The following is a 25374-nucleotide window of genomic DNA, read 5'->3' on the forward strand; positions in this document are numbered from 1 at the left end:
GGGAGTTGGGCACATTGACCCGTTCACCCGCGGGCCGCTCACCCCCTGTCCCGGAGGTGCCCCTGTGCGCCAGTTGTCCGCTTCCCTGCGCCTGGCCGTCACCGCGCTCGCGGTCGCGGCGACGGCGGGCTGCATGAGCGTCGGCGAGGAGGCGGCCAAGCCCGGCCCCTCCTCGTCGGCGGACCGCCAGGGCACCGCCGGTTCGGGCACGGGCGTCTCCTCCGGGCGGGGCTCCGGGGGCCACGGCAACGGCCACGGCGGCAAGGACGGTACGGGGAGCCAGGACGGCAGGCCCAAGGAGGACGGCAAGGCGTCCGGCGCGACCGGGGCCTCGCCCAGCCCGGGTGCGCCCGCCGGGAAGCCCGGGGCTCCCTCGCCGTCACCCGGGCCGGGGGGCGGGGCCGGCGGCCAGGGTCCTCAGCAGCCTCCCGCGGGCAGCTCCGGCGGCGGGGGTCCCGTCGCCAGCCACCCGCCGACCGGCCCGGCCTCCCCGCCGCCCTCTCCGGAACCTCCTGTGACACAACCCACACCGACTCCCGAGCCCCCGCAGCCGGAGCCGACCCTCGCTCCCGGCCCCGTCCCGCAGGTCTAGATCTCCCGCGTCTCCCTTGGGGCCTGCCGATGGCTTCTGGCATCTTCGCAGGTCAGAGGCGGTCGCCGGGGGGTGATTTGCCAGACCCGGGGGAGGGTGCGTATGGTTATAGATCGTTTGATCCCATTGCCCGGCGCCGAATCCGAAGAGCGCCGTGTGGCGCGTACTCTCCCTAGCCGTGGCTGACCGCATTGAGGCGGTCGATTTGCGATTCACGGAGTTTGGGCGCGTGCCGAGACTCCGGAAGGTTTCGCATTTCGCATGTCCATTTCCAGCTCTGACCGTGCCGTCATGCCCGAGAACAACTCCCACGAGATCGTCGACGCGGTGGACACCGCCGTCGAGACCCTCGTGGTCGACGAGGCCATCGAGGCCATCGAGGCGGACGAACTCATCGAGTCCCTTGAGGCCGATGTGACCACCGACCACTCCGACGACGCCGCCGCCGCTGACGCCGACGACGAGTTCCTTGAGGACTCCGTCGACTCCGCCGACCTCGACGAGGCCGAGGCTGACGCCGACGCCGACGCCGAGCCCACGATCACCTTCGGCGCCCTCGGTCTGCCCGAGGGCATCGTCCGCAAGCTCGCGCAGAACGGTGTCACCTCCCCCTTCCCGATCCAGGCCGCGACCATCCCGGACGCCCTGGCCGGCAAGGACATCCTCGGCCGTGGCCGCACCGGCTCCGGCAAGACCCTCTCCTTCGGTCTGCCGACCCTGGCCTCGCTGGCCGGCGGCCACACCGAGAAGAAGAAGCCCCGCGCGATCATCCTCACGCCGACCCGTGAGCTGGCGATGCAGGTGGCGGACGCCCTCCAGCCCTACGGCGACGTGCTCGGCCTGAAGATGAAGGTCGTCTGCGGCGGTACCTCCATGAGCAACCAGATCTACGCCCTGGAGCGCGGTGTCGACGTCCTCGTCGCCACCCCGGGCCGCCTGCGCGACATCATCAACCGTGGCGCCTGCTCCCTGGAGAACGTCAAGATCGCCGTCCTCGACGAGGCCGACCAGATGGCCGACCTGGGCTTCCTGCCCGAGGTCACCGAGCTGCTCGACCAGATCCCCGGCGGCGGCCAGCGCATGCTCTTCTCCGCCACCATGGAGAACGAGATCGGCACCCTGGTCAAGCGCTACCTGACCAACCCCGTCACGCACGAGGTCGACAGCGCCCAGGGCAACGTCACGACCATGACGCACCACGTCCTCGTCGTGAAGCCGAAGGACAAGGCGCCGGTCACGGCCGCCATCGCCGCCCGCAAGGGCCGCACCATCATCTTCGTCCGCACCCAGCTGGGCGCCGACCGCATCGCCGAGCAGCTCGTCGAGGCCGGTGTGAAGGCCGACGCGCTGCACGGCGGCATGACGCAGGGCGCCCGTACCCGCGTCCTCGCCGACTTCAAGGACGGCTACGTCAACGCGCTCGTCGCCACCGACGTCGCCGCCCGCGGCATCCACGTCGACGGCATCGACCTGGTCCTGAACGTGGACCCGGCCGGTGACCACAAGGACTACCTGCACCGCTCGGGCCGTACCGCCCGCGCCGGCAAGTCCGGTGTCGTCGTCTCGCTGGCGCTGCCGCACCAGCGTCGCCAGATCTTCCGCCTGATGGAGGACGCGGGCGTCGACGCCTCGCGCCACATCGTCCAGGGCGCGGGCGCCTTCGAGCCCGAGGTCGCCGAGATCACCGGTGCCCGGTCGCTGACCGAGGTCCAGGCCGACTCCGCGAACAACGCCGCCAAGCAGGCCGAGCGCGAGGTCGCCGAGCTGACCAAGCAGCTGGAGCGACTGACCCGTCGTGCCGGCGAGCTGCGCGAGGAGGCCGACCGTCTGGTCGCCCGCTCCGCGCGTGAGCGTGGCGAGGACCCGGAGGCCGCTGTCGCCGAGGTGGCCGAGGCCGCCGAGGCCGAGGTCGCGGCGGCTGCCGCCGCCGTCGCCGCCGAGCTGGCCGCGCAGGAGCGCCGTGAGGAGCGGGCCAACCGCGACGACCGGGGCAACTTCGAGCGCCGCGACAACCGCGGTGACCGCGGCGGTGACCGTGGCGGTGACCGTGGTGGCTTCCGCCGTGACGACCGCGGTGACCGCGGTGACCGCGGTGGCGACCGTGGCGGTTTCCGTCGTGACGACCGCGGCGGCGACCGTGGCGGCCGTCCGACCGGTGGTTTCAACCGTGACGACCGTGGCGGCGACCGTGGTGGTTTCCGTGGCGGCGAGCGTCCGTCCGGTGGCTTCCGCTCCGGTGGCGACCGTCCGACCGGCGGCGGCTTCCGCCGTGACGACCGCCCCTCGGGTGGTTTCAACCGTGACGACCGCGGTGGCGACCGTGGTGGTTTCCGTCGTGACGACCGTCCGACCGGCGGCTTTCGCTCCGGCGGTGACCGTCCGACCGGCGGCTTCAACCGCGACGACCGTGGTGGCGACCGTCCGACCGGTGGCTTCCGCTCCGGTGGCGACCGTCCGACCGGCGGCGGCTTCAACCGCGACGACCGCCCCTCCGGTGGCTTCCGCTCCGGTGGTGGCGACCGTCCGTTCAACCGTGACCGTCGTGACGACCGTCCGTCCGGTGGCTTTCGCTCCGGCGGCGCCGGCGACCGTCCGTACGGCCGTCGTGACGACCACCGCCCCTCCGGTTCCGGTTCTACCGGTTCTACCGGTTCTACCGGTTCGACCGGCTCCTTCGGCGGCCGTCGTGACGACAAGCCGCGCTGGAAGCGCAACGGCTGACGCGAACGCCCGTGTACGGCCCGGCGCCTGACGGTCGACGTCCGACGCCCACTCGGCCCCCACAGCACTCCGGTGCGGTGGGGGCCGAGCCCGTTCCGGGGCGCCGGTGCCGGTGCCGGGACGGGCCGGGTTGCGCCACGGCCCCGGGGTGCGGCCCCGAACAGCTCTGCGGAGGCGGTTTCCCGCCCCGCGGTCCCCGAGGCCGGGAACCCGCCTCCGCAGCCCGTCCGCAGCCCCGTACGGGGTCCGACGGCAAACCGCCGACCTCCTACCGGTGATACCCGATCGGCCACGGGCCCGGCTGCGGCTATGCTCTGGGGTGAGCACGTGGAGGGCCATTAGCTCAATTGGCAGAGCAGCGGACTTTTAATCCGTTGGTTGTCGGTTCGAGTCCGACATGGCCTACCGGTCTCGGCAGTGTGCACACCGCCCTGACCAGCGAGTTCCTCGGCCCGACCGGACAACTCCGGTCGGGCCGAACTCGTTTTGACCGCTTTGCGGCCCACGTGAGTGCTCGAAGAGTGCTCCAACCGCGCCGACGGGTTCTGGGGGCGCCTTGGGGCGCGCGGAACGAGATCGGCCGCGTCGATCCCGAAGGGTGATCGGCGGCAGGTACGTGCCGGCGAGGATGCGCCGGAACGCGTCGCTGACCGTTCCAGGGTGAAGCCCTGCCCTCGGGAAGGAACACGACGAACTCACGGGCACCGTGGACCACGCGCGCCAACCCCGGTCGGCCGCCGCCGCTCGACACGGCTTCGGCCGGTTCGCCGCCGCCGTCGACGATCCGGTCGCGCTCCGCGTGGTACCGCACCAGCCGGTCAACCGGCCCGTTGGTCCAGAGCCGGACGTCGGTGTCCTTCCTCGGCGCCGCGAGCAACTCGTCCCGCAGGCTGTCGGACGCCGTGTCCTCGACCCTTCCGTGAAGGCGTTCCTGGACCCCGGGTCCGGTGGGTGCGTCAGCGGTCTTCTCCTTGGACTCCGGACAGGTGTCTGCCCTCTCGGCGAAGAACGGGTGCCGGTACGCGATCACCTGGTGCTCCGGGACGCCGCGGCCCGGCGAAGGCCGAGCAGCATCGCGCCGTGCAGGCCCGGCCGGGGCTTCCGGCCGGGCTGCCTCGCAGTCGGGTTTTACGGCTCTGACCTGTGGTGATGTCGATCTGGAGGGGGGTGGGGAGGGTAATTGGCGTGGGTCTCCTCCCGGGTGACGTAGAGTTGGGTTTACCGACGCGGGGTGGAGCAGCTCGGTAGCTCGCTGGGCTCATAACCCAGAGGTCGTAGGTTCAAATCCTGCCCCCGCTACTCAGTACGAAGGCCCGGTCCCCTCAGGGGGGCCGGGCCTTCGTCGTGTCGTCGCCGCACCGGGCCGTGAGGCTGCCGCAGGCCGTCACCCGATCGGCCCGGCCGGGTCGCCGCGGGGCCGCCCCTGCCGCCAGCCTTGAGGGGCGAGGGACCGGGCGGCAGGAGAGCAGCGTGGTGGGGCTGGGCCAGCAGGGCGGCGGCAGGCGCGCGGACGGTACCGGCAGCGGACGCGGTGCGGGAAGCCGTGCGGCCCGGCGTGCGGTCCGGGTGCTGCCGGCCCTGCTGATCGCGGTCGGAGCCGCCTTCGACCTGCTGACCCCGCCCAGTTTCACCGGCTCCCCCTTCTTCTCCGCCGCCCCGCTGATCGCCGCCCCGTTCTTCAGCCTCCGGACCACGCTCCTGACCGGTGTCGTGGCCTCGCTCGTGGTGATCCTGCTGCACTTCGTCAACGGCACCACCGGGAGGGCCGAGGCGGTGACCGAGCTGGCCACCGTCCTGACGGTCTCCGCGCTCGCCGTCCTGACCAACCGGGTGGTGCGGCGCAGCGGCAGAGAGCTGGCCTCGGCGCGCGAGATCGCCGAGGCCGCGCAGCGGGCGGTGCTGCCGACGCCCGCAGAGCGGATCGGGGGTCTCCACGTCTGCGCCCGGTACGAGGCCGCCCAGGCCGACGCCTTCATCGGCGGGGACCTGTACGCCGTCCAGGACACGCCGTACGGGGTGCGGCTGGCGGTGGGGGACGTCCGGGGCAAGGGGCTGGGGGCGGTGGAAGCCGTCGCGGTGGTTCTCGGGGCCTTCCGGGAGGCGGCGGAGACCGAGCCGACGCTGGAGGCGGTCGCTCGGCGGCTGGACCGGGCACTGGCCCGCGAGGGCACCCGGCGCGACAGCCTGGACGCGGTGGAGGGGTTCACGACCTGTGTGCTCGGTGAGATCCCGCTGGACGGATGGGTGCTCAGGCTGCTCAACCGGGGCCATCCGCCGCCGCTGCTGCTGTACGGGGACGGGGACGTGGCGGCCCTCGCCCCGGCGGAGCCGGCCCTGCCGCTCGGGATGGGCGAGCTGGGCGGCCGGCCGGACCGGGCGCAGGAGTGGGCGTTCCCGGCCGGGGCGATCCTGCTGCTCTACACGGACGGACTGAGTGAGGCCCGGGACGCGGCGGGCGAGTTCTACGACCCGGCGGACCGGCTGCGCGGCCGGATCTTCCCCGGCCCCGAGGAGCTGCTCGGCATGGTCACCGGCGATGTGCACCGGCACACGGGCGGCGGCGGGACGACGGATGACATGGCCCTGCTCGCGGTGGGCCGCCCGGCGGAGCGGAAGCCGGAGGAGCGGCGGCTGGCCGTACCAGTGGTGCGCAGGGCGGTGCGCCGCGGCGGGAAACGGTGAGAGGGGACGAGGAGAGAAGGCCGGGGGAGGGCGGGGAGGGTACGGAGGAGGGGCGGGTGGGGAGGAAAGGCGAGGAGAGGGCGTGACGGTGCGTAGGGCGGGGGCCGCTCTCCGCGAGATGGCTGAGGCGTGTCGATTTCCTTGAGTGGCTGGATCTTTTCGACTGGTGGGTGGGATTTGTCCCGCTTGATCCGATCAAAAGATGACAAGCGTGAGTCAAAGTCGGTCAGTGGATGGCTGATTGATCGGAATAACTGACCGCAACAGCTTGGAATCACTCCCCCGCGTCTATTACCGTTCGATAACGCAACGCGGTTGTCCCAGCCGTCGCAAGAGGCGGCACCGTGCGCGTGCGCGTCCTTGAGGAGTGTGCCCCGGTGGCCTCCAACGTGCCTGCCCCTGAAGGCGTCCAGATCCACGAGCCGCCCACCGCGGGAGCCTGGGGCGAGTGGAATCCCACCGAGGACTCCGTCCGTCCGGTCCGTGGCAAGCACCGGGTGGCCCGGCAGCACGGCGGCCTCGCCCGCAGTTCCACCGTCCTCGGTGTCGGCCTCTTCGCGGCGGTCGGAGCGGGCGGAATCGCCACGGCGCAGGACCGGCCCCAGGTCGCGATATCCCTGCCCGATCTGGGCAGCCTGCCCACCCTCCTCTCCGGCGGGGACACGGGCACCGCCTCCGCCGTACGCGACGCGGCCGCCGCCGGTACGGCCGGGCGGACCGGGATCATCCCCCAGCAGGACGACCAGCGCGCCGACCCGGGCGAGGCGCTGCGCAACCGCATCCTCCAGCAGGCCGAGACCCAGCAGGACGCGGCCGTGGCCCAGGCCGTGGCCCAGAGCGCGCGGGAGGCCCAGGAGGCCGCGGGACAGGAGGCCAAGGCCAAGCGGGAGGAAGCGCTGCGCCAGGCCGAGGAGGTCAAGACGAAGGCGGAGGCCAAGGCGGCGCAGGAAGCGAAGGCGGCCCAGGAGGCACAGGCCGCCGAGGCGGAGAAGGCCAAGGCCGGCCAGGAGCAGGCCGCCCCGGAACAGGGGACGGCCCCGACGTCCGGCAAGTACTCCCTGCCCACCTCCGCCTACACCCTCACCTCGCACTACGGCGTCTCCGGGTCCATGTGGTCCTCCGGGCGCCACACCGGCCTCGACTTCGCCGCCCCCTCCGGCACCCCGGTCAAGGCCGTGGGCACCGGGAAGGTCATCTCGGCGGGCTGGTCCGGCGCGTACGGCTACCGGATCGTGCTCCAGCTCGAAGACGGCACGGAGATCTGGTACTGCCACCTGTCCTCGATGTCGGTGACCTCCGGCTCCGTCGGCGCGGGGGAGACCATCGGCCGCGTCGGCGCCACCGGCAACGTCACCGGCTCCCATCTCCACCTGGAAGTACGCAAGGGCGGCTCGACGGTGAACCCGCTGACGTGGCTGACGTCCAAGGGCCTGAACGTCTGACATCCGCGCGGCCGGCATCCGCGCGGCCGGCATCCGCGCGGCCGGCATCCGCGCGGCCGACACCCGTCTGTCCGGTCCGTCCGGCATCCGCCGGTCCGGCGTCCGGGCCCCCGGGGTCCGCACGGCTCCGGTCCGCGTGCCGGGGAGCCGGTACGGGTACGGCGTCCGGTGACGGCACGGCCGACAGCGCGGCGGCGGGTACGGGGACTGCCGGCGGCGACGGGCCGAAGGGGGGCCCGGGCCGGGGCCCCAGCGGGTCGAACCACGGCGGGAGCAGCTCCTCCATGACCGCGGCCCGTGCCAGTGCGGGCCCCGCCGTCGCCCGGCGCAGCCAGAGCCGGTGCAGCAGTTCCCGCTCGCGCCCGGCGAAATCCGGCTCCCGGGCGGGCCCGCCGCGCCGGGCCCGGTAGCGGAGCAGTGCCAGGGCCGTCGCGTCCGCCTCGTACTGGGCGACCGCCCGCCCGGCGGCCCGGCCTCCGGTGCGCCGGGCCAGGGCGCGGGCCAGCGACCGGGCCGGCAGCGAGGCCAGGGCCGGGACCTCGGCCCGCCCGATCCAGCCCGCGGCGGCGTACACGGCCAGCTCCGTGGCGACGGCCCGCAGGCGCAGCCGCCGTATCCGCACGGCCGCCCCCGCGAGCAGCCCGAACACCGGGACCATCACGCAGCCGTAGACCACGTAGAACCCGTACTCCCCGAACCGCGAGGAACTGTTCCAGAGCGCGTGCAGGCCCATCGCCGAGACCAGGCCGAGCAGGGGCAGGATGATCCGGCGGGAACGCCGGGCGGTGAGCGCCGCCGCGCCGAAGCCGAGTCCGGTGAGGACCGTGAAGAGCGGGTGCGCGAACGGCGACATCACTATCCGCACGAAGAACGTCGCCGCCGTGACGGAGTCCAGCACGCCGGTGCCCTCGGTCAGGTCCTCGTCGAAGGCGTTGCCGAGGTAGAGGATGTTCTCGGTGAAGGCGAAGCCGGTCGCGGTGAAGCCGGCCACCACGAAGCCGTCGGCGGGGCCGGTGAAGTGGCGTCTTCGGAAGACGAACACCAGCAGCAGGGCCGCGGCCTTGGCGCTCTCCTCGACCACCGGGGCGATCGCCACCGAGCCGAGCTGGTCGGCGTCGGAGGGGTCGGCGGTGGCCGCGGCGATCCACTGGGTGGCGAAGCTGTTGGCCAGTATGGCCATCAGGGCCGCGGTGCAGGCCCCCCAGCCGAAGCAGAACATGAGCTGCCGCCAGGGGCTGGGCGCGGCCCGGCCGAGCCATCGGAAGGCCGCCATGAGCGGTGGGACCGGCAGCAGGGCCAGGCCGAGGCCGACGAAGAACCCGGGGGTGCCGGTCTGTTCCCGGACGAGTTCGAGGATCGCGGTCCCGGTGGCGGCGAGCAGGACGACGAGCACGCACGTACGGACCGCGCCCGACGGACGTGCGAGCACACGGGCGAGTGCTCGGACCACGTCATGACCCTACCGAGCCGGTCTGACACGCGCGGTGACGTTGCCGGTTCTCCGGGCACCCGTTCTCCGCGCACCGATTCTCCGGACACCGGTTGCCCGGCGGGCCGGGCCCGCGTCCGGCAGGGTCCCCGTCCGGCCGCGTCCCCGTACGGTCAGGCGCCCGCGCGGCGGAAGAGCAGGTCGTGCACGAGGTGGCCCTTGTCGAGGCCCTGGCCCTCGAAGCGGGTGAGCGGCCGGAAGCCGGGGCGCGGGGAGTAGCCGCCGTCCGGCCGGGTGTTCTCGAAGTCCGGGTGCGCGGTGAGGACTTCGAGCATCTGCTCGGCGTACGGTTCCCAGTCGGTCGCGCAGTGCAGCACGGCCCCGGGGGCCAGGCGGGTGGCGGCCAGGGTGAGGAACTCGGGCTGGATCAGGCGCCGCTTGTGGTGGCGGGCCTTGGGCCACGGGTCCGGGAAGTACACGCGGATGCCGGCCAGGGAGTCGGGCGGGAGCATCTCGCGGAGCAGGATGATGGCGTCGCCGTTGGCCACGCGGACGTTGGTGAGACCGCCCCGCTCGGCGAGGGCGAGGAGATTGCCCTGGCCGGGGGTGTGCACGTCGGCGGCGAGGATTCCGGTGGCGGGGTCGGCGGCGGCCATCCGGGCCGTGGCCTCACCCATGCCGAAGCCGATCTCCAGGACGACGGGGAGGCCGTCGAAGAGGGCGCCGAGGTCGAGGACCTCGTTGCCGTCGATGTCCAGGCCCCAGGTGCTCCAGAGCCGCTTCAGGGCCTCGCCCTGGCCGGTGGTGACCCGGCTGCGGCGGGGCTGGAAGCTCCGGATGCGCCGCTCGTGGTGCGAGCCTGCCGGGTCGGGCGCGGGGCCGTCGGGGAAACGGGGCTCGGTCCGCCACTTGGGGGGGACGTACGAGGTCGCCTCCGGCGCGGTTTCCGGGAGGCTGGGCTGGGGGCTTCGGGACTCAGACACAGTGACGTGATTCTACGACGCCGGGCGGCCGGGGCGGCCGCCCGGAGCGGTGGGACCGGGCGCGGGTGGCGGGGTGGCGGTGCGGGGGCCGGGGCGGTCGGGCGGGGCGATGGGGCCGGTGCCGGGGCGGGGTGCCGGCCGGGACTCATGATTTATGGCGCCCTGGCCCAGGCGGGAAGGCGGGTGCGGTGGTACGCGCCAACACATCACGTTCTACGTCCCGGCCGGCACCCCACCCCGTCCCCGGCTTGGCTCACCCCCCGTCTCCGTCCCTGTCCCCTGTACCGTCTCCGTCCCTGTCCCGGTTCGTGCGTAACCGTTCCGGTCGTGCGTAACCGTTCCGGCCGTTCCCGGCCGTCCCCAGTGGGGGTGGTGGGGGAGTGGGCTGGGGTCAGGGGGAGGAGTGGAGGGTGGCGAGGGCGCGGGTGGCGATCTCGTGGCCGATGGGGAGGGAGGCCGTCGCCGCCGGGGAAGGGGCGTTCAGGACGTGGATCGTCCGGGGAGCCTCCTGGATCAGGAAGTCGTCCACCAGGGTGCCGTCGCGCAGGACGGCCTGGGCGCGGACACCGGCCGTGGCGGGGCGCAGGTCCGAGGGGACGACGGCCGGCAGGAGGCGGCGCACCGCCTCGGTGAAGGCGCGCTTCGACAGGGAGCGGTGGATCTCGCCCGCCCCGTAGCGCCAGTGCCGCGCGGCCATCCGCCAGGCTCCCGGCCAGGCCAGCTCGTCGGCGAGGTCGCGCGGGCGGACCGTGCCCCAGCCGTAGCCCTCGCGGGCCAGGGCCGGTACCGCGTTGGGGCCGACGTGGACGCCGCCGCCGATGGAGCGGGTCAGGTGGACGCCGAGGAAGGGGAAGGCCGGGTCGGGCACCGGGTAGACCAGCCCCCGGACCAGGTCGGGCCGGGCCAGATCGTAGTACTCCCCGCGGAAGGGGACGATCCGCACGCCGGGTTCGTCCCCGGCCAGCCGGGCGATCCGGTCGCACTGGAGCCCCGCGCAGTTCACGAGCGCCCGGGCCTTGACCACGGTGCCCGCGGTGGTCCGGACGGCCACGCCCGAGGCGCGCCGCGCGATCAGGTCCACCGCGCCGCCGTAGACGATCTCGGCCCCCGAGGATTCCGCCAGCCGCTGCGTCACCTGCCCGTAGTCCACGATCCCGGTCGTCCCGACGTGGATCGCGGCCAGGCCGCGCACCTGCGGCTCGTACTCCGTGATCTGGGACGGGCCCAGTTCGCGCACCGGGATGCCGTTCTCCCGGCCCCGCTGGACCAGGGAGTGGAGCCGGGGCAGTTCGTCCCGCCCGGTGGCGACGATCAGCTTGCCCGTCACCTCGTGCGCGATGCCCTGTTCCGCGCAGAACTTGACCATCTGGGCCGCCCCGCGCACCGCGAAGCGGGCCTTCAGCGAACCCGGGCGGTAGTAGATCCCGCTGTGGATGACTCCGCTGTTGCGGCCCGTCTGGTGCCGGGCCGGGCCGCTCTCCTTCTCCAGGACGACCACCCGGGTCCCCGGGGCCAGGCGCGACAAGGCGTACGCCGTCGACATGCCGACGATGCCACCACCGATCACCAGCACATCGCAGTCCACGCCGCCCAGCCTGCTCATGCCGCCGCCCACACCGCCACCTCCCACCCCTGCATACTGCACCCCGCCACTGACAATGCGGCCACGAGGGGCCCCGCGGGGGGTTACGCGGGGGTCACGAGCAGGGGCCGGGCCCGTTCCCGCAGTTCCGCGACGCGCGGTTCGTCGCTGTACGGCTCCAGCCGCTGCAACAGGTCCCGTACGTACTCGGTGGTGCGCGCCGACGAGATCCGGCCCGCCACCTCCACCGCCCGGGTGCCGGCCGCGCAGGCCGCGTCGAGGTTGCCGGACTCCAGCTCGGCGACCGCGCTCACCACCAGCCGCAGCCCGTGGGAGCGCACGTACTCCTCCGTCGGCCGTGACAGGGCCTGCTCGGTGAAGCGCCGTACCTGGCGCGGGATCTTCAGGTCCCGGTAGCACTCCGCCGCGTCCGCCGCGAAACGGTCGTACGAGTAGAAACCCAGCCAGGTCGGGTCGGGGTCGCCCGCCCGCGCCCGTTCCAGCCAGCCCTCCGCGGCCCGCAGCGCCGCACCCGCCGCCGCCGAGTCGCCCGCCTTCGCGTGCGCCCGCGCCTCGACCAGCCGGAAGAAGCTCATGGTGCGGGCGGTGGCCAGGCCGCGGTTGCGTTCGACGGCCGCCTGCGCGAGGTCCACGCCCTCCTCCGGGAAGTCGCGGTAGGTCGCCTGGAGGGACATCGAGGCCAGCACGTACCCGCCGAGCGGTACGTCCGCTGCGGCGCGGGCCAGCCGCAGCGCCTGGATGTAGTAGCGCTGGGCCGCCTCCTGCTGGCCGGTGTCGAAGGCCATCCACCCGGCCAGCCGGGTCAGCTCGGCGGTCGCGCCGAACAGGGCGCGGCCGACCTCGTCGCTGTACGAGCCGAGCAGCAGCGGCGCCGCGTCCACCCGCAGGCACTCGGGCACCATCGAGGAACGCCAGTCCCCGCCGCCGTACTTGGAGTCCCAGCGGCGCGCGTCCTCGGCCGCCTCGCGCAGCTTCGTCACATCGCTGTGCCCGACCCGCTGCGGGGATGCCTCCGGGGCCCCCGCGGGGCCCTGCGCGACCGGCACGGCCGGGGTCTCGGTGCCGGGCCGGCCGGGCTGGGCCGGCCGGTCGGCGGACGGGGGCCGCGCCGCCCCCTCCGCCGGTGCCGGGTGCGCCGCCGGTTCCCGGGCGCCCGCCGCGTCACGGGCCCGGCCCGGTTCCCGTAAGGCCCCCGGCTCGCGCGCCACCGAGCCGTCCGCCGGGGATATCAGCCAGCGGGACGCGGGTGTCGCGTACGCCGACACGGAGAACGAGCCCGCCAGCGACTGCCAGATCCCGCCGCCGCGCCGCCCGGCGAGGTCGAGCCGGTAGAGATCGGTGGCCGAGCGCACCGCCGCGTCCACATCGCGCGGGAAGGCCAGTCCGACCTCGGGCGCGGGGTCCGCGTCCGCCAGCCCGATCTCGTGCAGCGGCACGGGGCGTCCCAGCTTCGCGCCGATGGCGGCGGCGATCAGGTGCGGGGCGGCGCCCTGGGGCACCATGCCCTTCGACACCCACCGGGCCACCGAGGTCTTGTCGTACCGCAGGGTCAGGCCGCGCTGTGCGCCGAGGTCGTTGACGCGCCGGGCCAGCCCGGCGTTGCTGATGCCCGCCAGGGCGAGGACGGCGCCGAGCTTCTCGTTGGGCTCGCGGAACTCCCTGGACATGCGCCACCCCTCGTCGCACGCGGAACGCAGAAGCCGCCGGGGCATAGGCTCCCGGCATTTCGTAAACCCAGCGTAGTTCCCCGCCTCCCAAGCGTTAAGGGCCCGACTTCCGTATGGCGGGATTGTTGTCCGCGCGCACAGCCGGACCGGGGGCCATGCCCGGGGCGCACGCGTCCGCGCGTGCTCCGCCCGTGTGGCCGTGCGCCCTTCCGTGCGCTCTGGCCGGTCCCGTGACCCGGCGATTCGATGTGCGGTGCGTGGGTCGGCCCGCTGCGCGGATTCCGTGGGCCGGGGGATGCCGCTGCCTCAATCCCCGCGGGTGGCGGAACGGTCCGGGGGGCGGATCTCGCCTCCCGGACCGCGCCCGCCCACCGGGCACCGGCGGCGTCCGGTGGGCTCCTGGCCCGTCTGGAGAATGGCCGAAAACGGCCTGTGGGGCGGTGGGAGCGGAACGCCAAGTACCGTATGGCCGGGGCGCGTTCGCCCAGATGTGCGCCCCCCTTGACCCCACTCGTACGCCTGTCCCGTGGCAGCATGGACCCGAGCCACCCGGGGTCCCGCGGTCGCGCCCTCAGCGCCGGCCGTGCTGCCCGCACCCCGGTCATGTGCCCACGGGCTGGGGAGGCGGCGGTGCGCTGGTTGGTGGGTTGGAGCAGTATCGCCGCGAGCTTCGGCACGGCCGGCCGCGTCTTCGGCCAGGGTCCCGGCCCCGGCCCCGGCCGGAGCCCCGGGTACGGCGACGCCGGCGCCCCCCTGCGCGGCGGCCTCGCGGACGCCGCCCACCCGGCCGACCCCGCCGAGGACGCCGAACGCACCGTCCAGCCCGTCGGCGCCCAGCTCCTCTGGGGAGACCCCGACCCCCTCTGGGCCGTCGGCGACTGGCGCCCCGACGAGATCCGCACCCTCACCGCCGACCCCGCCGACCCCTTCACCCGCATCGCGGTTCTCGGCCGCTGCGGAGCCACCGACGACGAACTGCGCCGCGCCCTCTTCGCCGCCCGCGGCGGGGCCCTGCGCCACCTCACCCAGTGGCCCGGCAGCCACACCGCCGTCGTCCAGGCCGGCCGCCGGATCACCGTCCTCGGCGACCTCGCGGGCGCCCGGCCCGTCTTCTACACGCCCTGGGCGGGCGGGACCGCGTACGCCACCGCCGCCCTCCCGCTCGCCGACCTCATCGAGGCACAGCTCGACGTCGGCCATCTCGCGGCCCTGCTGGCCTGCCCCGACAGCCCGGAGGCACTGGGCGACGGCACACCGTACGCCGGGGTCCGGCGCATCCCGCCCGGCCACGCGCTCATCCTGCGCGAGGGCTCGCGGGAGATCACCGGGTACGAGCCGGTGGCCTCGCTCGCCTCGGCCGCGCCCGAGGCCGAGGCCGGGCCCGCGGTGGAGGGCGTACGGGAGGCACTGGTCGACGCGGTGCGCGCCCGGCTCACGGCGCCCCGCCATGCCCCCGACGCCATGCCCCCCGACCCCGGACCCGTGCCCGGGATGGGCCCCGCCGACCGGCGCGCCGCCCGGGGCGCCCCGGTTCCCGGGGTGGGCGCCGACCTCTCCGGGGGCAGCGCCTCCGCGACCCTGGCCCTGCTGGCCGCCGGCCTGCCCGGGGCCCCGGGCACGGTCCTCAGCCACGCCGGGGAACGGCTCCTCGCCGTCACCTTCAACGACCTCGCCACCCCCCTGGGCCGCGAGGCCGAGCTGGAACGGGCCCGCGCCATCGCCGCCGACCCGCGCCTGCGCCACGTCGTCGTGGCCGCCGCCGGGGAAGCCCTCCCGTACGCCGAACTCGACGGACCCCTGACCGACGAACCCGGCCCCTCGCTGGTCTTCGCCGCCCGCGAACGGCGCCGCCTGGCCGCCGGATCGGCGGACCACTTCACCGGCCACGGCGCCCGCCAGGTCCTCGACGCGCACCCGGCCCGGATGGCCGACCTCCTGATGGACCGCCGCCGCCGCCACCTGCTCCGGCCGGTCGCCGCCCTGGCCCGCTCGGCCCCGGCGCAGGGGCAGTCCCTGCTGGTCCCGTTCTCCGTCTACGCGGCGGCCCGCCGCCTCGCCCGTACCTCCTACCGCGCGGGCATGGAGAGCGCCGCCGCCCGCCTGCGCGACGGGAACCTCCCCGGCCCCGCGGCGGGCCCCGTCGCCGCCTCGCTGGCCGCCCTGACCTGGTCCCGGCCCGGCCCGGCGGCGGGCTGGCTGACCGGCGAGGCCCTGGCCGAAGTAGCGATCCGGCTGACCGCCGCCGCCGGGCGCCCGCCGCTCTCGCTGCGCCCGGGAGAGGCCCGGGCCCGCTCCCTGCTGGCCCGCCACGCCGCCGACCACCGGGTCTTCGAACAGGCCGTGGAGGTCCGCAGCCAGCGCCTGCACGCGCCGTTCCTGGACAACCAGGTCGTGCGGGCCGCCCGCGCCCTGCCGGAGTCCCTGCGCGTCCAGCCCGGCGCCCGCGCCGCGATCCTGCGCAGCGTCCTGTCCTCGGCCGGGGTGCGCGAACTCCCGCCGGGCTGGGGCGCCCCGGCCCACGCCCCGAACGAGACGGCGGTCCGGCTGGGGCTGCGCGCGGCGCTGACCGGCCTGCTCTCCCTCTTCACCACACCGCTGCTCGCGGACGCCGGCCTGATCGAGGCGCGGGCCGTGCGGCAGGCCCTGCTGGACGCGGCGGACGGCCACCCGGTCCCGCTCGACGGGCTCGCGGAGCTCGTCTCGATGGAACTGTGGCTCCACCGCCTCCTCGCCCGCCGCGGCACCTGCTGGACGGGAACCTCCACCCCCCGCCGCCGCGCGGTCCCCTCGCCGGTCCCCCCACTGGCCCGGCTGGCCCCCTCCCGGTCCCCGTCCCCGTAAGGGCCGTTCCGGGGCTCAACGGTGGTCCCAGCGGTGGTCCCAACGGTGGTCTCAGCGGCAGCCGATCACCGCGTCGGCCCAGCTCGCCAGCGTCGGGAGGCTGCCCTGGCGGGCCTGCTCCACCACCAGCCGCAGCGACGAGCGCCCGGCCAGCGGGACCTCCACGGCCGCCGCCGGGTCCCCGTACCCGAGGGCGGCGGACCGCCACAGCCGCTGCCCGTCGGCGTAGACCGAGAACCGCACCGTGCCGTCGGTGAGCAGGGACAGGCCGTCCACCCCGGCCCGCGCGGAGAAGACGGTGCACTGCCGGTTGAGGGTGATCTCCACCGAGGAGCGGGAGTTCACGGTGATGCCCTGCCCGAACCGCCGGTCACCGACGACCAGCCCCCAGCGCTGCCACACCCAGCTGCTGCGCCAGGTCTGCACCTCCGGACCGCTGTGGTCCCCGTACGCGGAGTGGCCGAGCCGGGCCAGCTGGAACCCCTGCGCGGGCTTCGGCGGCACCGGCTTCGCCGGGGAGACGCTCGGCGGGGGCGTCGTCCGCTCCCGGCTCGGCGACGGCTTCGGCTTCGCCGCCACGGACCTGGACGGCGACGGCGACGGCGACGGCGAGGCCGGGGGCGTCACCCGGGGCGACGGTACGGAACTCCGCGCCACCGGCGGCAGCGCCACCGGCGGGCTCGGCTCCGGCGAGGGCGCGACCGGCGCCACCGGCGCCACGGCACTGGGCGCGGGCTTCGCCCGGGCCTGCGGCTCGGGGCTGCTCCCGGTCAGGGCGAACACCACCCCGGCCGCGGCGGCGACGGCGATCCCGGCGGCGATGGCGGCCTTGGCCGGTAACCCCAGCCCCTCGGAGACCACGGCCCCACCGGCCCCCGACCCGCCACCGGCAGCTCCACCGGCCGCCGCCCCGGCGGTACCACCGGCCCCGGCCGCCCCGGCACCCACCGCTCCGGCCCCGGCGGTACCACCCGCGGCCCCCGCCCCCGCGGAGGAGCCGCCCACGGCGGCTGCGGCGGCCCCCGCGCCACCGGCGGCGACGGCCCCTCCGGCGACCACCCCGGCGGCCTTGGCCACGTACCCGGCGGCGAACCACCCGATGACCGCGACCGGGAGCAGCGCCGGGATGCCCGCGTTGACGTCACTCAGCTCCCCGGCGGCCAGCCGGCACTTCGCGCATTCCTCCAGGTGCTTGCGCAGCCCCCGCTCCGCCCGTGTCCGCAGCCCGCCCCGGGCATACGCGCCCAGCCGGTCCGCGTACTGCGCGCAGTCCCCGCCCGCACTCAGCGCGGAACTCACGTGCGCCTGGAGGTAGGCCTGCTTGAGCCCTTCCCGGGCCCGACTGGCCAGTACCGCGGTGGCGTTGGCGCTCAGCCCGAAGAGCGGTGCGATCGCGCTCGGCGACGACTTCTCGACGGTGGTGTGCCACAGCACCGCCTGCCACCGCTCGGGCAGGCTCCGGAACGCCTGCATCGCCAGCGACCGTTCCGCCTCGTGCATCGCCCGTACGTCCGCGCCCAGTTCGAGCGCGTCGTCCCCCGAGAGCCCGGACATCCCGGCACCGGCGTCCGCCCCGGTGGCCGCCTGTTCCGCGAACACCGCGAAGTCCTCGACGAGATGCTCCCGCCGGGCGGTCCGTGCCCAGGCGGCGGCGACCCTCCGTACGGTGGTCAGGAGGTAGGCCCGCACCGACTGGTCCGGCCCGGCCCCGCCCCGGACCGCCTGGAGCGTCCGCGCGAACACCTCGGCGGTCAGGTCGTCGGCGGTGTGCGCGTCCCGGCAGCAGGTCCGCGCGTAGCGCCGGACGGCGCCGGCGTGGCGGCGGAACAGCTCCTCGTACGCGCCGTCGTCACCGCCACGCATCCTGGCGATCAGGTCGGCGTCGGACAAAGGAAGTTCACCACCTGATCCGATCGGCCCGCCCGGACCGCCGGTGCCCGCGGCGGTACCGGGACCGGCCGTGCCGGCCGCGCGCCCGGCGTGCCGGCCGCCCGGTTCGCGCTGGGCCGGGACCTGCCGCGCGGTCAGATCGACCGCCTCGGCCTCACCGCCGGTGCCACCGAGCGTCTCGTCCCGACCGTCATCGCCCATCGCGGAAGCCCCCGCACGCCACACTCAACCGGTCCACCGATCCAGCGTGTCACACGGCGGACACCCTCCGGCGCCCTCTCCGCACCATCCACTCGTCCGGGCGCCTGAACGAATCGCCGTACTGTTCCTCACCCGTTCGAGCGCGCCCCCAGCAGGCCGCCCACCCGTTCGCCCGCCCGGCCGCCGGAGCGACCAACCGGAAAGAACGGCGGGACGGAATCCGGGGGACGGAAGGGTGGAGGACAGTTAAGGACAGTAAGGGCGGAAGGCGACGGAACGGATCACGGAGACCGGACCGTCCCACCGTCCCACCGTCCCCCGGGTGTTCCGGACAGTCCGGCCGGGTACTCCGCCGGGGTTCAGACCGTCCGGGACCGCAGTCCTTCGAGCAGGATGTCGAGCAGCCGCGTCGAAGCAGCCGCCTGCTGCGCCGGGTCCGGCAGGGCGGGAGCGGCCGTCGCTATCACCAGCAGCACATCGGCCACCGTGACATCGGCGCGCAGCTCACCCGCCTCCCGGGCGCGGTCCACCAGCCGGCCGACCACCTCCAGCAGAGCGCCCGCACCCGAGTCCTCCGAGGGCTCGTCCTCGACGGAGGCGCGCGGAGCGCCCACGACCCGCAGTTCGGGGACCCCGGTCGGGACCGCCTGGCGCTGGTGCGGCACCCGGGCCGCCTCCACGCCCTCGGCGCCGTCCTCGGCCGCCGGACCGACCCGCAGCACCTGCGGCGGCAGCAGCCGCCCGGCGCCCGAGGCCACGGAGGTGCGCAGGAAGCGCGACAGCGCCTGCCACGGCTCCTCCTCCTGGCCCAGCGCGGTCTTGGCCTGCTCGGTCAGCCGCGAGGTCTCCTCCTCGGCTATCCGCCGCACCAGGACGTCCTTGCTCGGGAAGCGCCGGTACACGGTGCCGACACCGACCCGCGCGCGCCGCGCCACGTCCTCCATGGGCGCCCCGTAGCCGACCTCGCCGAAGACCTCGCGGGCGGCGCGCAGGACGTGTTCGAGATTGCGCTGCGCGTCGACGCGCAGCGGTGTGGACCGGCCCACGCCGTGTGTGGTGCCACCGGTGAGTACGCGACTGCCGCTCTCGACCGAGAGCGCCGCCGCAGAGCCATGGAAATCGGAAATGTTCATATGTTTCCCCCGGTAATCATTTGTCTCCCCCCGGAGACACTCCCCGCCTTCATGCCGAGGGGGCCACAGTCACGTGGCCCTGGTCCCGCACTCGGCGATACGAACATAGTTGAGCCAGAGTCAATTCAGAAGAGGCAGCCCCGGACGGACCACCGCCCGATCGGAGCATCCCTTCCCACTTTTCCTTCCAGACCCTGCGGAACGGCTCCTTCCGCACCCCCTGACCTGCACACCTCCACCCCCACCCGATCCGTGCGGCGGCCCCTCCCGGCCACACCTGCGGTCACACAATCTGTCGGGCCTGTGGACAAACTCCCGGCCACGTTGCGTCATGGGACGGTGAAGGCTGCTAACTCCCGGGGCACGGCCCCCGGTACCCCGCCCCGCACGCGCATCCTCGTCGTCGGCGGGGGGTACGTCGGCATGTACACGGCGCTCCGGCTCCAGCGGAAGCTGAGAGCGGGCGAGGCCGAGGTCACGGTGGTCTCTCCCGAGCCCTACATGACGTACCAGCCCTTCCTGCCCGAAGCGGCCGCGGGCTCGATCTCCCCCCGCCACGTCGTGGTCCCGCTGCGCCGCGTCCTCGGCGCGTGCCACGTCGTCATCGGCGAGGCCCGGAGCATCGACCACGCCAAGCGGACCGCGACCGTCACCACGCTGGCCGCCGAGGACGGGGCCGGGGACGTCGAGATCGCCTACGACGAACTCGTCCTCGCCCCGGGCTCCGTCTCGCGCACGCTCCCCGTCCCGGGGCTCGCCGACCACGGCATCGGTTTCAAGACCGTCGAAGAGGCCATCGGCCTGCGCAACCACGTCATCGAGCAGATGGACATCGCCTCCTCCACCCGCGATCCCGCCCTCCGCTCCGCCGCCCTCACCTTCGTCTTCGTCGGCGGCGGGTACGCGGGCGTCGAGGCCCTCGGCGAGCTGGAGGACATGGCCCGCTACGCGTCGCGCTTCTACCACAACATCAAGCCCGAGGACATGAGATGGGTCCTGGTCGAGGCCAGCGACCGCATCCTTCCCGAGGTCGGCCCCGAGATGGGCGTCTACACCGTCCGCGAGCTGCGCCGCCGCAACATCGACCTGCGGCTGGAGACCCGCCTCGACTCCTGCGAGAACCGGGTCGCCGTCCTCAGCGACGGCGCCCGCTTCCCCACCCGCACCGTCGTCTGGACCGCGGGGGTCAAACCGCACCCGGTCCTCGCCGCCACCGACCTGCCGAGGAACGAGCGGGGCCGTCTCGTCTGCACCGCGCGCCTCACCGTCGACGGCGCCGAGCATGCCTGGGCCGCCGGGGACGCCGCGGCCGTCCCCGACCTCACCGCCGACGAGCCGGGCCGCGAATGCGCCCCCAACGCCCAGCACGCCCTGCGCCAGGCCAAGGTCCTCGCCGACAACCTCCTCGCCTCCCTGCGCGGCGAACCCCTCAAGGACTACGCCCACCGGTACGCCGGCTCCGTCGCCTCCCTCGGCCTCCACAAGGGCGTCGCCCACGTCTACGGCCGCAAGATCAAGGGGTACCCCGCCTGGTTCATGCACCGCGCCTACCACCTGAGCCGCGTCCCCACCTTCAACCGGAAGATGCGCGTCCTGGCCGAGTGGAGCCTCTCCGGGCTCTTCAAACGCGAGATCGTCTCCCTAGGCTCCCTCGAACACCCCAGGGCAGAATTCGAACTGGCCGCAGGTGGCGGCCACCGGACTCCTCCCCCGCCCCCCGTCCCCGACCCCCCGCAGGACCGCCCGAGCTGAGTTGTCAGTGCGGTCGGCCACACTGGACGTGTGACCATAGGTGTGCTCACACCTGCACAGAGTGACACCGTCCAGCGACCGACCACTGGGGGTACCTCCCAGCGGCAGCTGGGGGAGACACAGCGACCACTTGCGACACCACGAGGCTTGAACGCAGTGAACTTCACGCGCTGGAGCGCCCGGTTCCCCGGAACGCAGCGTCGCGCCGCCGCCCGGACCGAACACGCCGCCGCCCAGGCCAAGCGGGTCGAAGGCTCCGTCCCGGCGGCCCGCGGCGGCCGGGCCGACCCCGCGCCCGACCGGTCCCCGTCCGCCGAGGACGGCCACCCGGCCGACCCCGCGCCCGACGGCACGGGCACCGCCCCCGGTGACGTCGCCGCGCCCTCCCCGGACGAACTCTCCGTACGGGAGGTCCTCGGCCGCCTCCCGGCCCTCGTCGCCCTCGTGCACGGCCCCGACCACCGCGTCTCCTACGTCAACGACGCCTACACCGCCGGCTTCGGCGCCCGCGCCACCGGCGCCCCCGCCCACGAGGCCCTCCCCGAGCTCGGCGAGCTCGGTCTCCTCCCGCTCCTCGACCAGGTCCAGCGCAGCGGAAAGCCCCGCACCGCCAAGAACCGCACCGCCCCGGGCGGCGGCAGCACCTACACCGTCACCTGCACCCCGGTCGACTTCCCCCCGACCGGCGCGGGCGGAGCCCCGGACCCCCACCGCACCGGGGTCCTGGTCCACCTCGCCGACGTCACCGACCACTCCATGGCCGTCGCCCGGCTGCGCGCCAGCGAGCGCCGCCAGCGCGAGGCCGCCGTCACCCTCCAGCGCTCCCTCCTCCCGCAGGAGCTGGAACAGCCGGACGACCTCCGCGTCGCCGCCACCTACCAGCCCGGCGGCACCGACGCGGCCGTCGGCGGCGACTGGTACGACGTCATCACCCTCGGTGCCGGCCGCACCGCCCTCGTCATCGGCGACGTCATGGGCCGCGGGGTCCGCGCCGCCGCCGTCATGGGCCAGCTGCGCACGGCCGTCCGCGCCTACGCCCGCCTGGACCTGCCGCCGCACGAGGTGCTCCAGCTCCTCGACGGCCTCGCCGCCGAGATCGATGCCAGCCAGATCGCCACCTGCGTGTACGCCGTCCACGACCCCAACGAGGGCCTGCTGGCCTACGCCTCCGCCGGACACCTCCCGATCCTCGTCCGCGACGAGGACGGCACCGTGCGCCGCGCCGCCGACCCCACCGGCCCGCCGCTCGGCACCGGCGGCTGGCTGCACACCTCCGGCACCATCGCGCTGGGCCCCGGCTCCACCGCCGTCCTCTATACCGACGGCCTGGTCGAGCGCCGCAACGAGGACATCGACGAAGGCGTGGCCGCCCTCGAACGCGCCCTCTCCGGCGCCCAGGGCACCCCGGCCGTCATCTGCCGCCGGCTGATGCGGGCGCTGGGGGTGGACGCCGATCACGACGACGACGTCGCCGTGATGGTCCTCCAGCAGCCCGTCCGCAGCGGCGCCGATGCCGAGCTGTTCCACAACGCCGCCCTGGAACTCCTCGGCGGCGTCGAGGCCGCCCCGCGCGCCCGCGCCTTCGCCCAGGGCGTCCTCGCCTCCTGGCGCTTCCCGGTCGAGCTGTGCGACCTCGGCGTCCTGGCCGCGAGCGAGCTCGTCGCCAACTCCCTCCAGCACGGGACGCCGCCCATGCGGCTGCGCCTGCGCCGCACCGACCGCCGCCTGATCATCGAGGTCACCGACGGGGACGACCGCCTTCCGCGCCGCCGCCGCGCCGAACCGGCCGACGAGACCGGCCGCGGCATCTCGATCGTCGCGACCGTCGCCTCCTCCTGGGGCTGCCGCCGCACCCCGGGCGGCGGCAAGGCGGTCTGGTGCGAGTTCGCCCTCCCGGACAGGCCCCCGGCCACGTAGCGCCGACCGGCCCGGCCGCGAACAGCACGAAGGCCCCGGTCCACCGGACCGGGGCCTTCCTCATCCTCTTCCTACCGGACACCGGCCGCTCAGGCGAAGGCCACCGGCTCGACAGCGGCCTTCGGGCCGGGGTGCACATGTACCGGCTCGATCCGGGCCAGCGCCGGATTGTCCTGCTCCGGCGTGAGCTGCCCGCCCAGCCGCAGCGCCAGCCACGCGATGCCCAGCGACACGAACAGGAAGATCGTGATGTAGACCATCGGCAGGCTCGCGGCCAGCAGCACACCGACCGGCCCGAGCGCCAGCGCCATCTGCTTGACCAGCGCGAACGCGGAGTTGTACTGCCCGACCGACCCCTCCGGGGCCAGATCGGCGACCAGCGGCGCCAGCGTCGGCGACAGCATGGCCTCGCCGATGCCGAAGAGCGCGTACGTGGTGATGAACGCGGCGGCGGCCACCATCGCGCTGCCGTGCGCCAGCCCGGAGAACCCGGCGATGACCCACGCCACGGTCCAGATCAGCCCGACCAGCGCGATCACCCGCGACCGCCGCCGGTTCTCGACCAGTCGCAGCACGACGAACTGCGCCACGACGATCGCGCCGGTGTTGGCGGCCAGCGCGAACCCGAGCACGGACGGGGAGACCTTGGCGGACTCGGTGCCGAAGGCGGACAGGCCCGACTCGAACTGTCCGTAGCAGGCGAAGAACAGGACGAAGCCCAGGACGCAGAACTGCACCATCGCCTTGTGCTCCAGCAGCCGCTTCCAGCCGCCGCCCGACTGCGCGGCGTCCTTCGCCACGGCCCCCTGCACGCTCGCCACCTGCGGCATCCGCACGGTGGCGATGATCCCGGCCAGCACCAGGAACATCAGGGCCTCGATGGTGAACAGCAGCATGAAGCTGCCGGGCCGACTCGTGTCGACGATCAGGCCGCCGATGAGACCGCCGATGCCCAGACCCAGGTTCTGCATGAAGAACTGCAGCGCGAAGGCCCGGGTACGGGTCTCCTTCGTCGAGCACCACACGATCATCGTGGCGAGCGCGGGCTGCATGACGGCCTGCCCGGCACCGAGCAGCAGCGCCGACAGCAGGATCGGCACCACACCGGTCGACAGCCCCAGCGCGATCGCACCGACCGAGGCGGCGACGGCCGCGCCGATGACGACGGGGACGGGCCCGCGCCGGTCGATCACCCGACCGGTCAGCGGCAGCGCGATCAGCGCGCCCAGGGCGAACGCGATGAACGTCGCGCCGGCCCAGAGGGAACTCAGACCCCGCACCTGTGCCGCGTAGATGTAGAGGAACGGAACCGTGAAGCCGATACCGAACGCGGTCAGCGCGTTGCCTGCCTGGATTCGCCGCATCGCTGCGCCCATCACCTTGGTCACTTCTCACCTGCCTTGAGAGCTGAAGACTGAAGACTTCATACCTAAACTTCGACCCTTAACTCTACACATTGAAGGAGTTAGACGCCAACGCTCCCGTGCCATACTTCGGACCATGGGTGACACCCCCGACGGCACTACGCCCGTCCACGAGCCGAGCCTCGATGAGCAGATCGCCGTCTACCAGCGCGAGTTCCAGGACCTCGACCCCCAGGTCGAGAAGGTGGTGTCGGCACTGAGCCGCCTGCACCGCCGGATGAACGTCGCCTACGGACGTCAGACCGCGGCGCTGGGCATCAGCAACGCGGAGTGGGAGGTCCTCAAGGCCCTCGTCTTCTCCGGCGCCCCCTACCGGATGGGTCCGAGCGAGCTGGCCAAGCAGCTGGGCCTCACGCCGGCGGCGATGACGCACCGGATCGACCGCATGACGTCGGAGGGACTGGTGACCCGCGAGCGGGACGAGTCCAACCGCGTCCGCGTGATCGTGGAGCTGACGGACGAGGGCCGCAGCAAGTGGCTGGACGCGATGCGCGCGGCCACGGTCTTCGAGGAGGACCTCCTCCAGGACCTCTCCACCGCGGAGCGCGGGGTACTGGGCGACATGCTCACCCGGCTGCTCGACCGCGTGGAGGACCTCCAGCCCCGGAGCTGACCTCCTGGGTTGACACGGACCCTCGTGGTCCGTAGGGTTCTCCGAGTTGCCCCAGAGTCGGAAGGTTCTGGCGACAACCATCCCGCCGCCTCGTTGCGGCACCCAACTCAGCACGATCTCCCACATGGGAAAGAAATTCGGCATGTCCGAATCCCTTTCCAAGGCCCGATTATGAGCCGCCCGGGGAATCCGCTAGAGTTCGGGAGTCGGAAGGGCCCAACAGCCCGGAAGGCAAAGCCCGCTGACTGGGAGTCAGGCCCGAAAGGATCTGATAGAGTCGGACTCGCCGGAAAGGGAAAGCGCGAAAGTGTTGGATCTGGAAAGCGCCGGGGAAGTCGGACACGAAAGAGTCTGATAGAGTCGGAAACGCAAGAACAGCAGGAAACAGTAAGAACTGAACGAAAAGCCCGGAGGAAAGCCCGAGAGGGTGAGTACAAAGGAAGCGTCCGTTCCTTGAGAACTCAACAGCGTGCCAAAAATCAAC

At 73.9% G+C, this 25374-nt stretch carries 15 protein-coding genes and 2 tRNA genes; 10 read left to right on the forward strand and 7 right to left on the reverse strand.

The window, feature by feature from the left end:
• The first annotated feature begins 64 nt into the window (after positions 1-64).
• From ACIA5F_RS02130 to ACIA5F_RS02155, 6 genes are all read left to right on the forward strand, one after another.
• On the forward strand, positions 65-592 hold the full coding sequence (locus ACIA5F_RS02130) for a hypothetical protein (RefSeq protein ID WP_399348107.1): 528 nt from the start codon (positions 65-67) through the stop codon (positions 590-592).
• 261 nt (positions 593-853) lie between these two features.
• Positions 854-3313: a DEAD/DEAH box helicase gene (locus ACIA5F_RS02135; protein ID WP_399348109.1), complete on the forward strand. Its 2460-nt coding sequence runs from the start codon at positions 854-856 to the stop codon at positions 3311-3313.
• Between the two features lie 332 nt (positions 3314-3645).
• A tRNA-Lys gene (locus ACIA5F_RS02140) sits at positions 3646-3718 on the forward strand.
• 820 nt (positions 3719-4538) lie between these two features.
• Positions 4539-4612, forward strand: a tRNA-Met gene (locus ACIA5F_RS02145).
• A 171-nt stretch (positions 4613-4783) separates the two neighbouring features.
• A complete protein-coding gene (locus ACIA5F_RS02150; protein ID WP_399348111.1) occupies positions 4784-5995 on the forward strand; it encodes a PP2C family protein-serine/threonine phosphatase in 1212 nt (403 codons plus the stop codon).
• 377 nt (positions 5996-6372) lie between these two features.
• Complete coding sequence (locus ACIA5F_RS02155; RefSeq protein ID WP_399348113.1) at positions 6373-7437, forward strand: M23 family metallopeptidase; 1065 nt, start codon at positions 6373-6375, stop codon at positions 7435-7437.
• Here the strand turns inward: ACIA5F_RS02155 and ACIA5F_RS02160 are convergent.
• From ACIA5F_RS02160 to ACIA5F_RS02175, 4 genes are all read right to left on the reverse strand, one after another.
• A complete protein-coding gene (locus ACIA5F_RS02160) occupies positions 7346-8866 on the reverse strand; it encodes a PrsW family intramembrane metalloprotease (RefSeq protein WP_399348115.1) in 1521 nt (506 codons plus the stop codon). The two genes, ACIA5F_RS02155 and ACIA5F_RS02160, sit on opposite strands and share 92 nt — an antisense overlap.
• 173 nt (positions 8867-9039) lie before the next feature.
• Positions 9040-9849 (reverse strand): tRNA (guanosine(46)-N7)-methyltransferase TrmB, encoded by an 810-nt coding sequence (gene trmB, locus ACIA5F_RS02165; protein ID WP_399348117.1) that lies wholly within the window; start codon positions 9847-9849, stop codon positions 9040-9042.
• Positions 9850-10240: 391 nt separating this feature from the next.
• Entirely contained in the window at positions 10241-11452 is a 1212-nt protein-coding gene (gene lhgO, locus ACIA5F_RS02170) for an L-2-hydroxyglutarate oxidase (protein WP_399348119.1), read from the reverse strand.
• A gap of 83 nt (positions 11453-11535) precedes the next feature.
• Complete coding sequence (locus tag ACIA5F_RS02175; protein WP_399348121.1) at positions 11536-13119, reverse strand: sporulation protein; 1584 nt, start codon at positions 13117-13119, stop codon at positions 11536-11538.
• Between the two features lie 630 nt (positions 13120-13749).
• Here ACIA5F_RS02175 and ACIA5F_RS02180 point away from each other — a divergent pair.
• On the forward strand, positions 13750-15960 hold the full coding sequence (locus ACIA5F_RS02180; protein ID WP_399348123.1) for an asparagine synthase-related protein: 2211 nt from the start codon (positions 13750-13752) through the stop codon (positions 15958-15960).
• Positions 15961-16011: 51 nt separating this feature from the next.
• Here ACIA5F_RS02180 and ACIA5F_RS02185 read toward each other — a convergent pair whose 3' ends face one another.
• Positions 16012-18051 (reverse strand): sigma-70 family RNA polymerase sigma factor, encoded by a 2040-nt coding sequence (locus ACIA5F_RS02185; protein WP_399348125.1) that lies wholly within the window; start codon positions 18049-18051, stop codon positions 16012-16014.
• A 359-nt stretch (positions 18052-18410) separates the two neighbouring features.
• The gene (locus ACIA5F_RS02190; RefSeq protein WP_399348127.1) at positions 18411-19184 is read right to left on the reverse strand and encodes a TetR/AcrR family transcriptional regulator; all 774 of its coding nucleotides are present in this window, start codon (positions 19182-19184) and stop codon (positions 18411-18413) included.
• Positions 19185-19523: 339 nt separating this feature from the next.
• Here ACIA5F_RS02190 and ACIA5F_RS02195 point away from each other — a divergent pair, with 339 nt between their 5' ends.
• Both ACIA5F_RS02195 and ACIA5F_RS02200 read left to right on the forward strand, forming a co-directional pair.
• Positions 19524-20936: an NAD(P)/FAD-dependent oxidoreductase gene (locus ACIA5F_RS02195; RefSeq protein ID WP_399348130.1), complete on the forward strand. Its 1413-nt coding sequence runs from the start codon at positions 19524-19526 to the stop codon at positions 20934-20936.
• A 156-nt stretch (positions 20937-21092) separates the two neighbouring features.
• The gene (locus ACIA5F_RS02200) at positions 21093-22853 is read left to right on the forward strand and encodes a SpoIIE family protein phosphatase (protein ID WP_399348170.1); all 1761 of its coding nucleotides are present in this window, start codon (positions 21093-21095) and stop codon (positions 22851-22853) included.
• An 89-nt stretch (positions 22854-22942) separates the two neighbouring features.
• On the opposite strand, the gene ACIA5F_RS02205 is transcribed toward ACIA5F_RS02200, so the two are convergent.
• Positions 22943-24229, reverse strand: coding sequence for an MFS transporter (locus ACIA5F_RS02205; RefSeq protein WP_399348172.1), 1287 nt, complete (start codon positions 24227-24229; stop codon positions 22943-22945).
• Between the two features lie 124 nt (positions 24230-24353).
• On the opposite strand from ACIA5F_RS02205, the gene ACIA5F_RS02210 reads away from it, so the two are divergent.
• Positions 24354-24890 (forward strand): MarR family winged helix-turn-helix transcriptional regulator, encoded by a 537-nt coding sequence (locus ACIA5F_RS02210; RefSeq protein ID WP_399348132.1) that lies wholly within the window; start codon positions 24354-24356, stop codon positions 24888-24890.
• Positions 24891-25374: the final 484 nt, after the last annotated feature.

Source organism: Streptomyces sp. NPDC051567, from assembly GCF_044454165.1.
Classification (GTDB): domain Bacteria; phylum Actinomycetota; class Actinomycetes; order Streptomycetales; family Streptomycetaceae; genus Streptomyces.

Coding starts and splice junctions, on each gene's coding strand:
- lhgO (WP_399348119.1), bottom strand. CDS start 11,452: ATGAGCAGGCTGGGCGGCGTGGACTGCGATGTGCTGGTGATCGGTGGT.
- ACIA5F_RS02175 (WP_399348121.1), bottom strand. CDS start 13,119: ATGTCCAGGGAGTTCCGCGAGCCCAACGAGAAGCTCGGCGCCGTCCTC.
- ACIA5F_RS02185 (WP_399348125.1), bottom strand. CDS start 18,051: ATGGGCGATGACGGTCGGGACGAGACGCTCGGTGGCACCGGCGGTGAG.
- ACIA5F_RS02190 (WP_399348127.1), bottom strand. CDS start 19,184: ATGAACATTTCCGATTTCCATGGCTCTGCGGCGGCGCTCTCGGTCGAG.
- ACIA5F_RS02135 (WP_399348109.1), top strand. CDS start 854: ATGTCCATTTCCAGCTCTGACCGTGCCGTCATGCCCGAGAACAACTCC.
- ACIA5F_RS02205 (WP_399348172.1), bottom strand. CDS start 24,229: ATGGGCGCAGCGATGCGGCGAATCCAGGCAGGCAACGCGCTGACCGCG.
- ACIA5F_RS02210 (WP_399348132.1), top strand. CDS start 24,354: ATGGGTGACACCCCCGACGGCACTACGCCCGTCCACGAGCCGAGCCTC.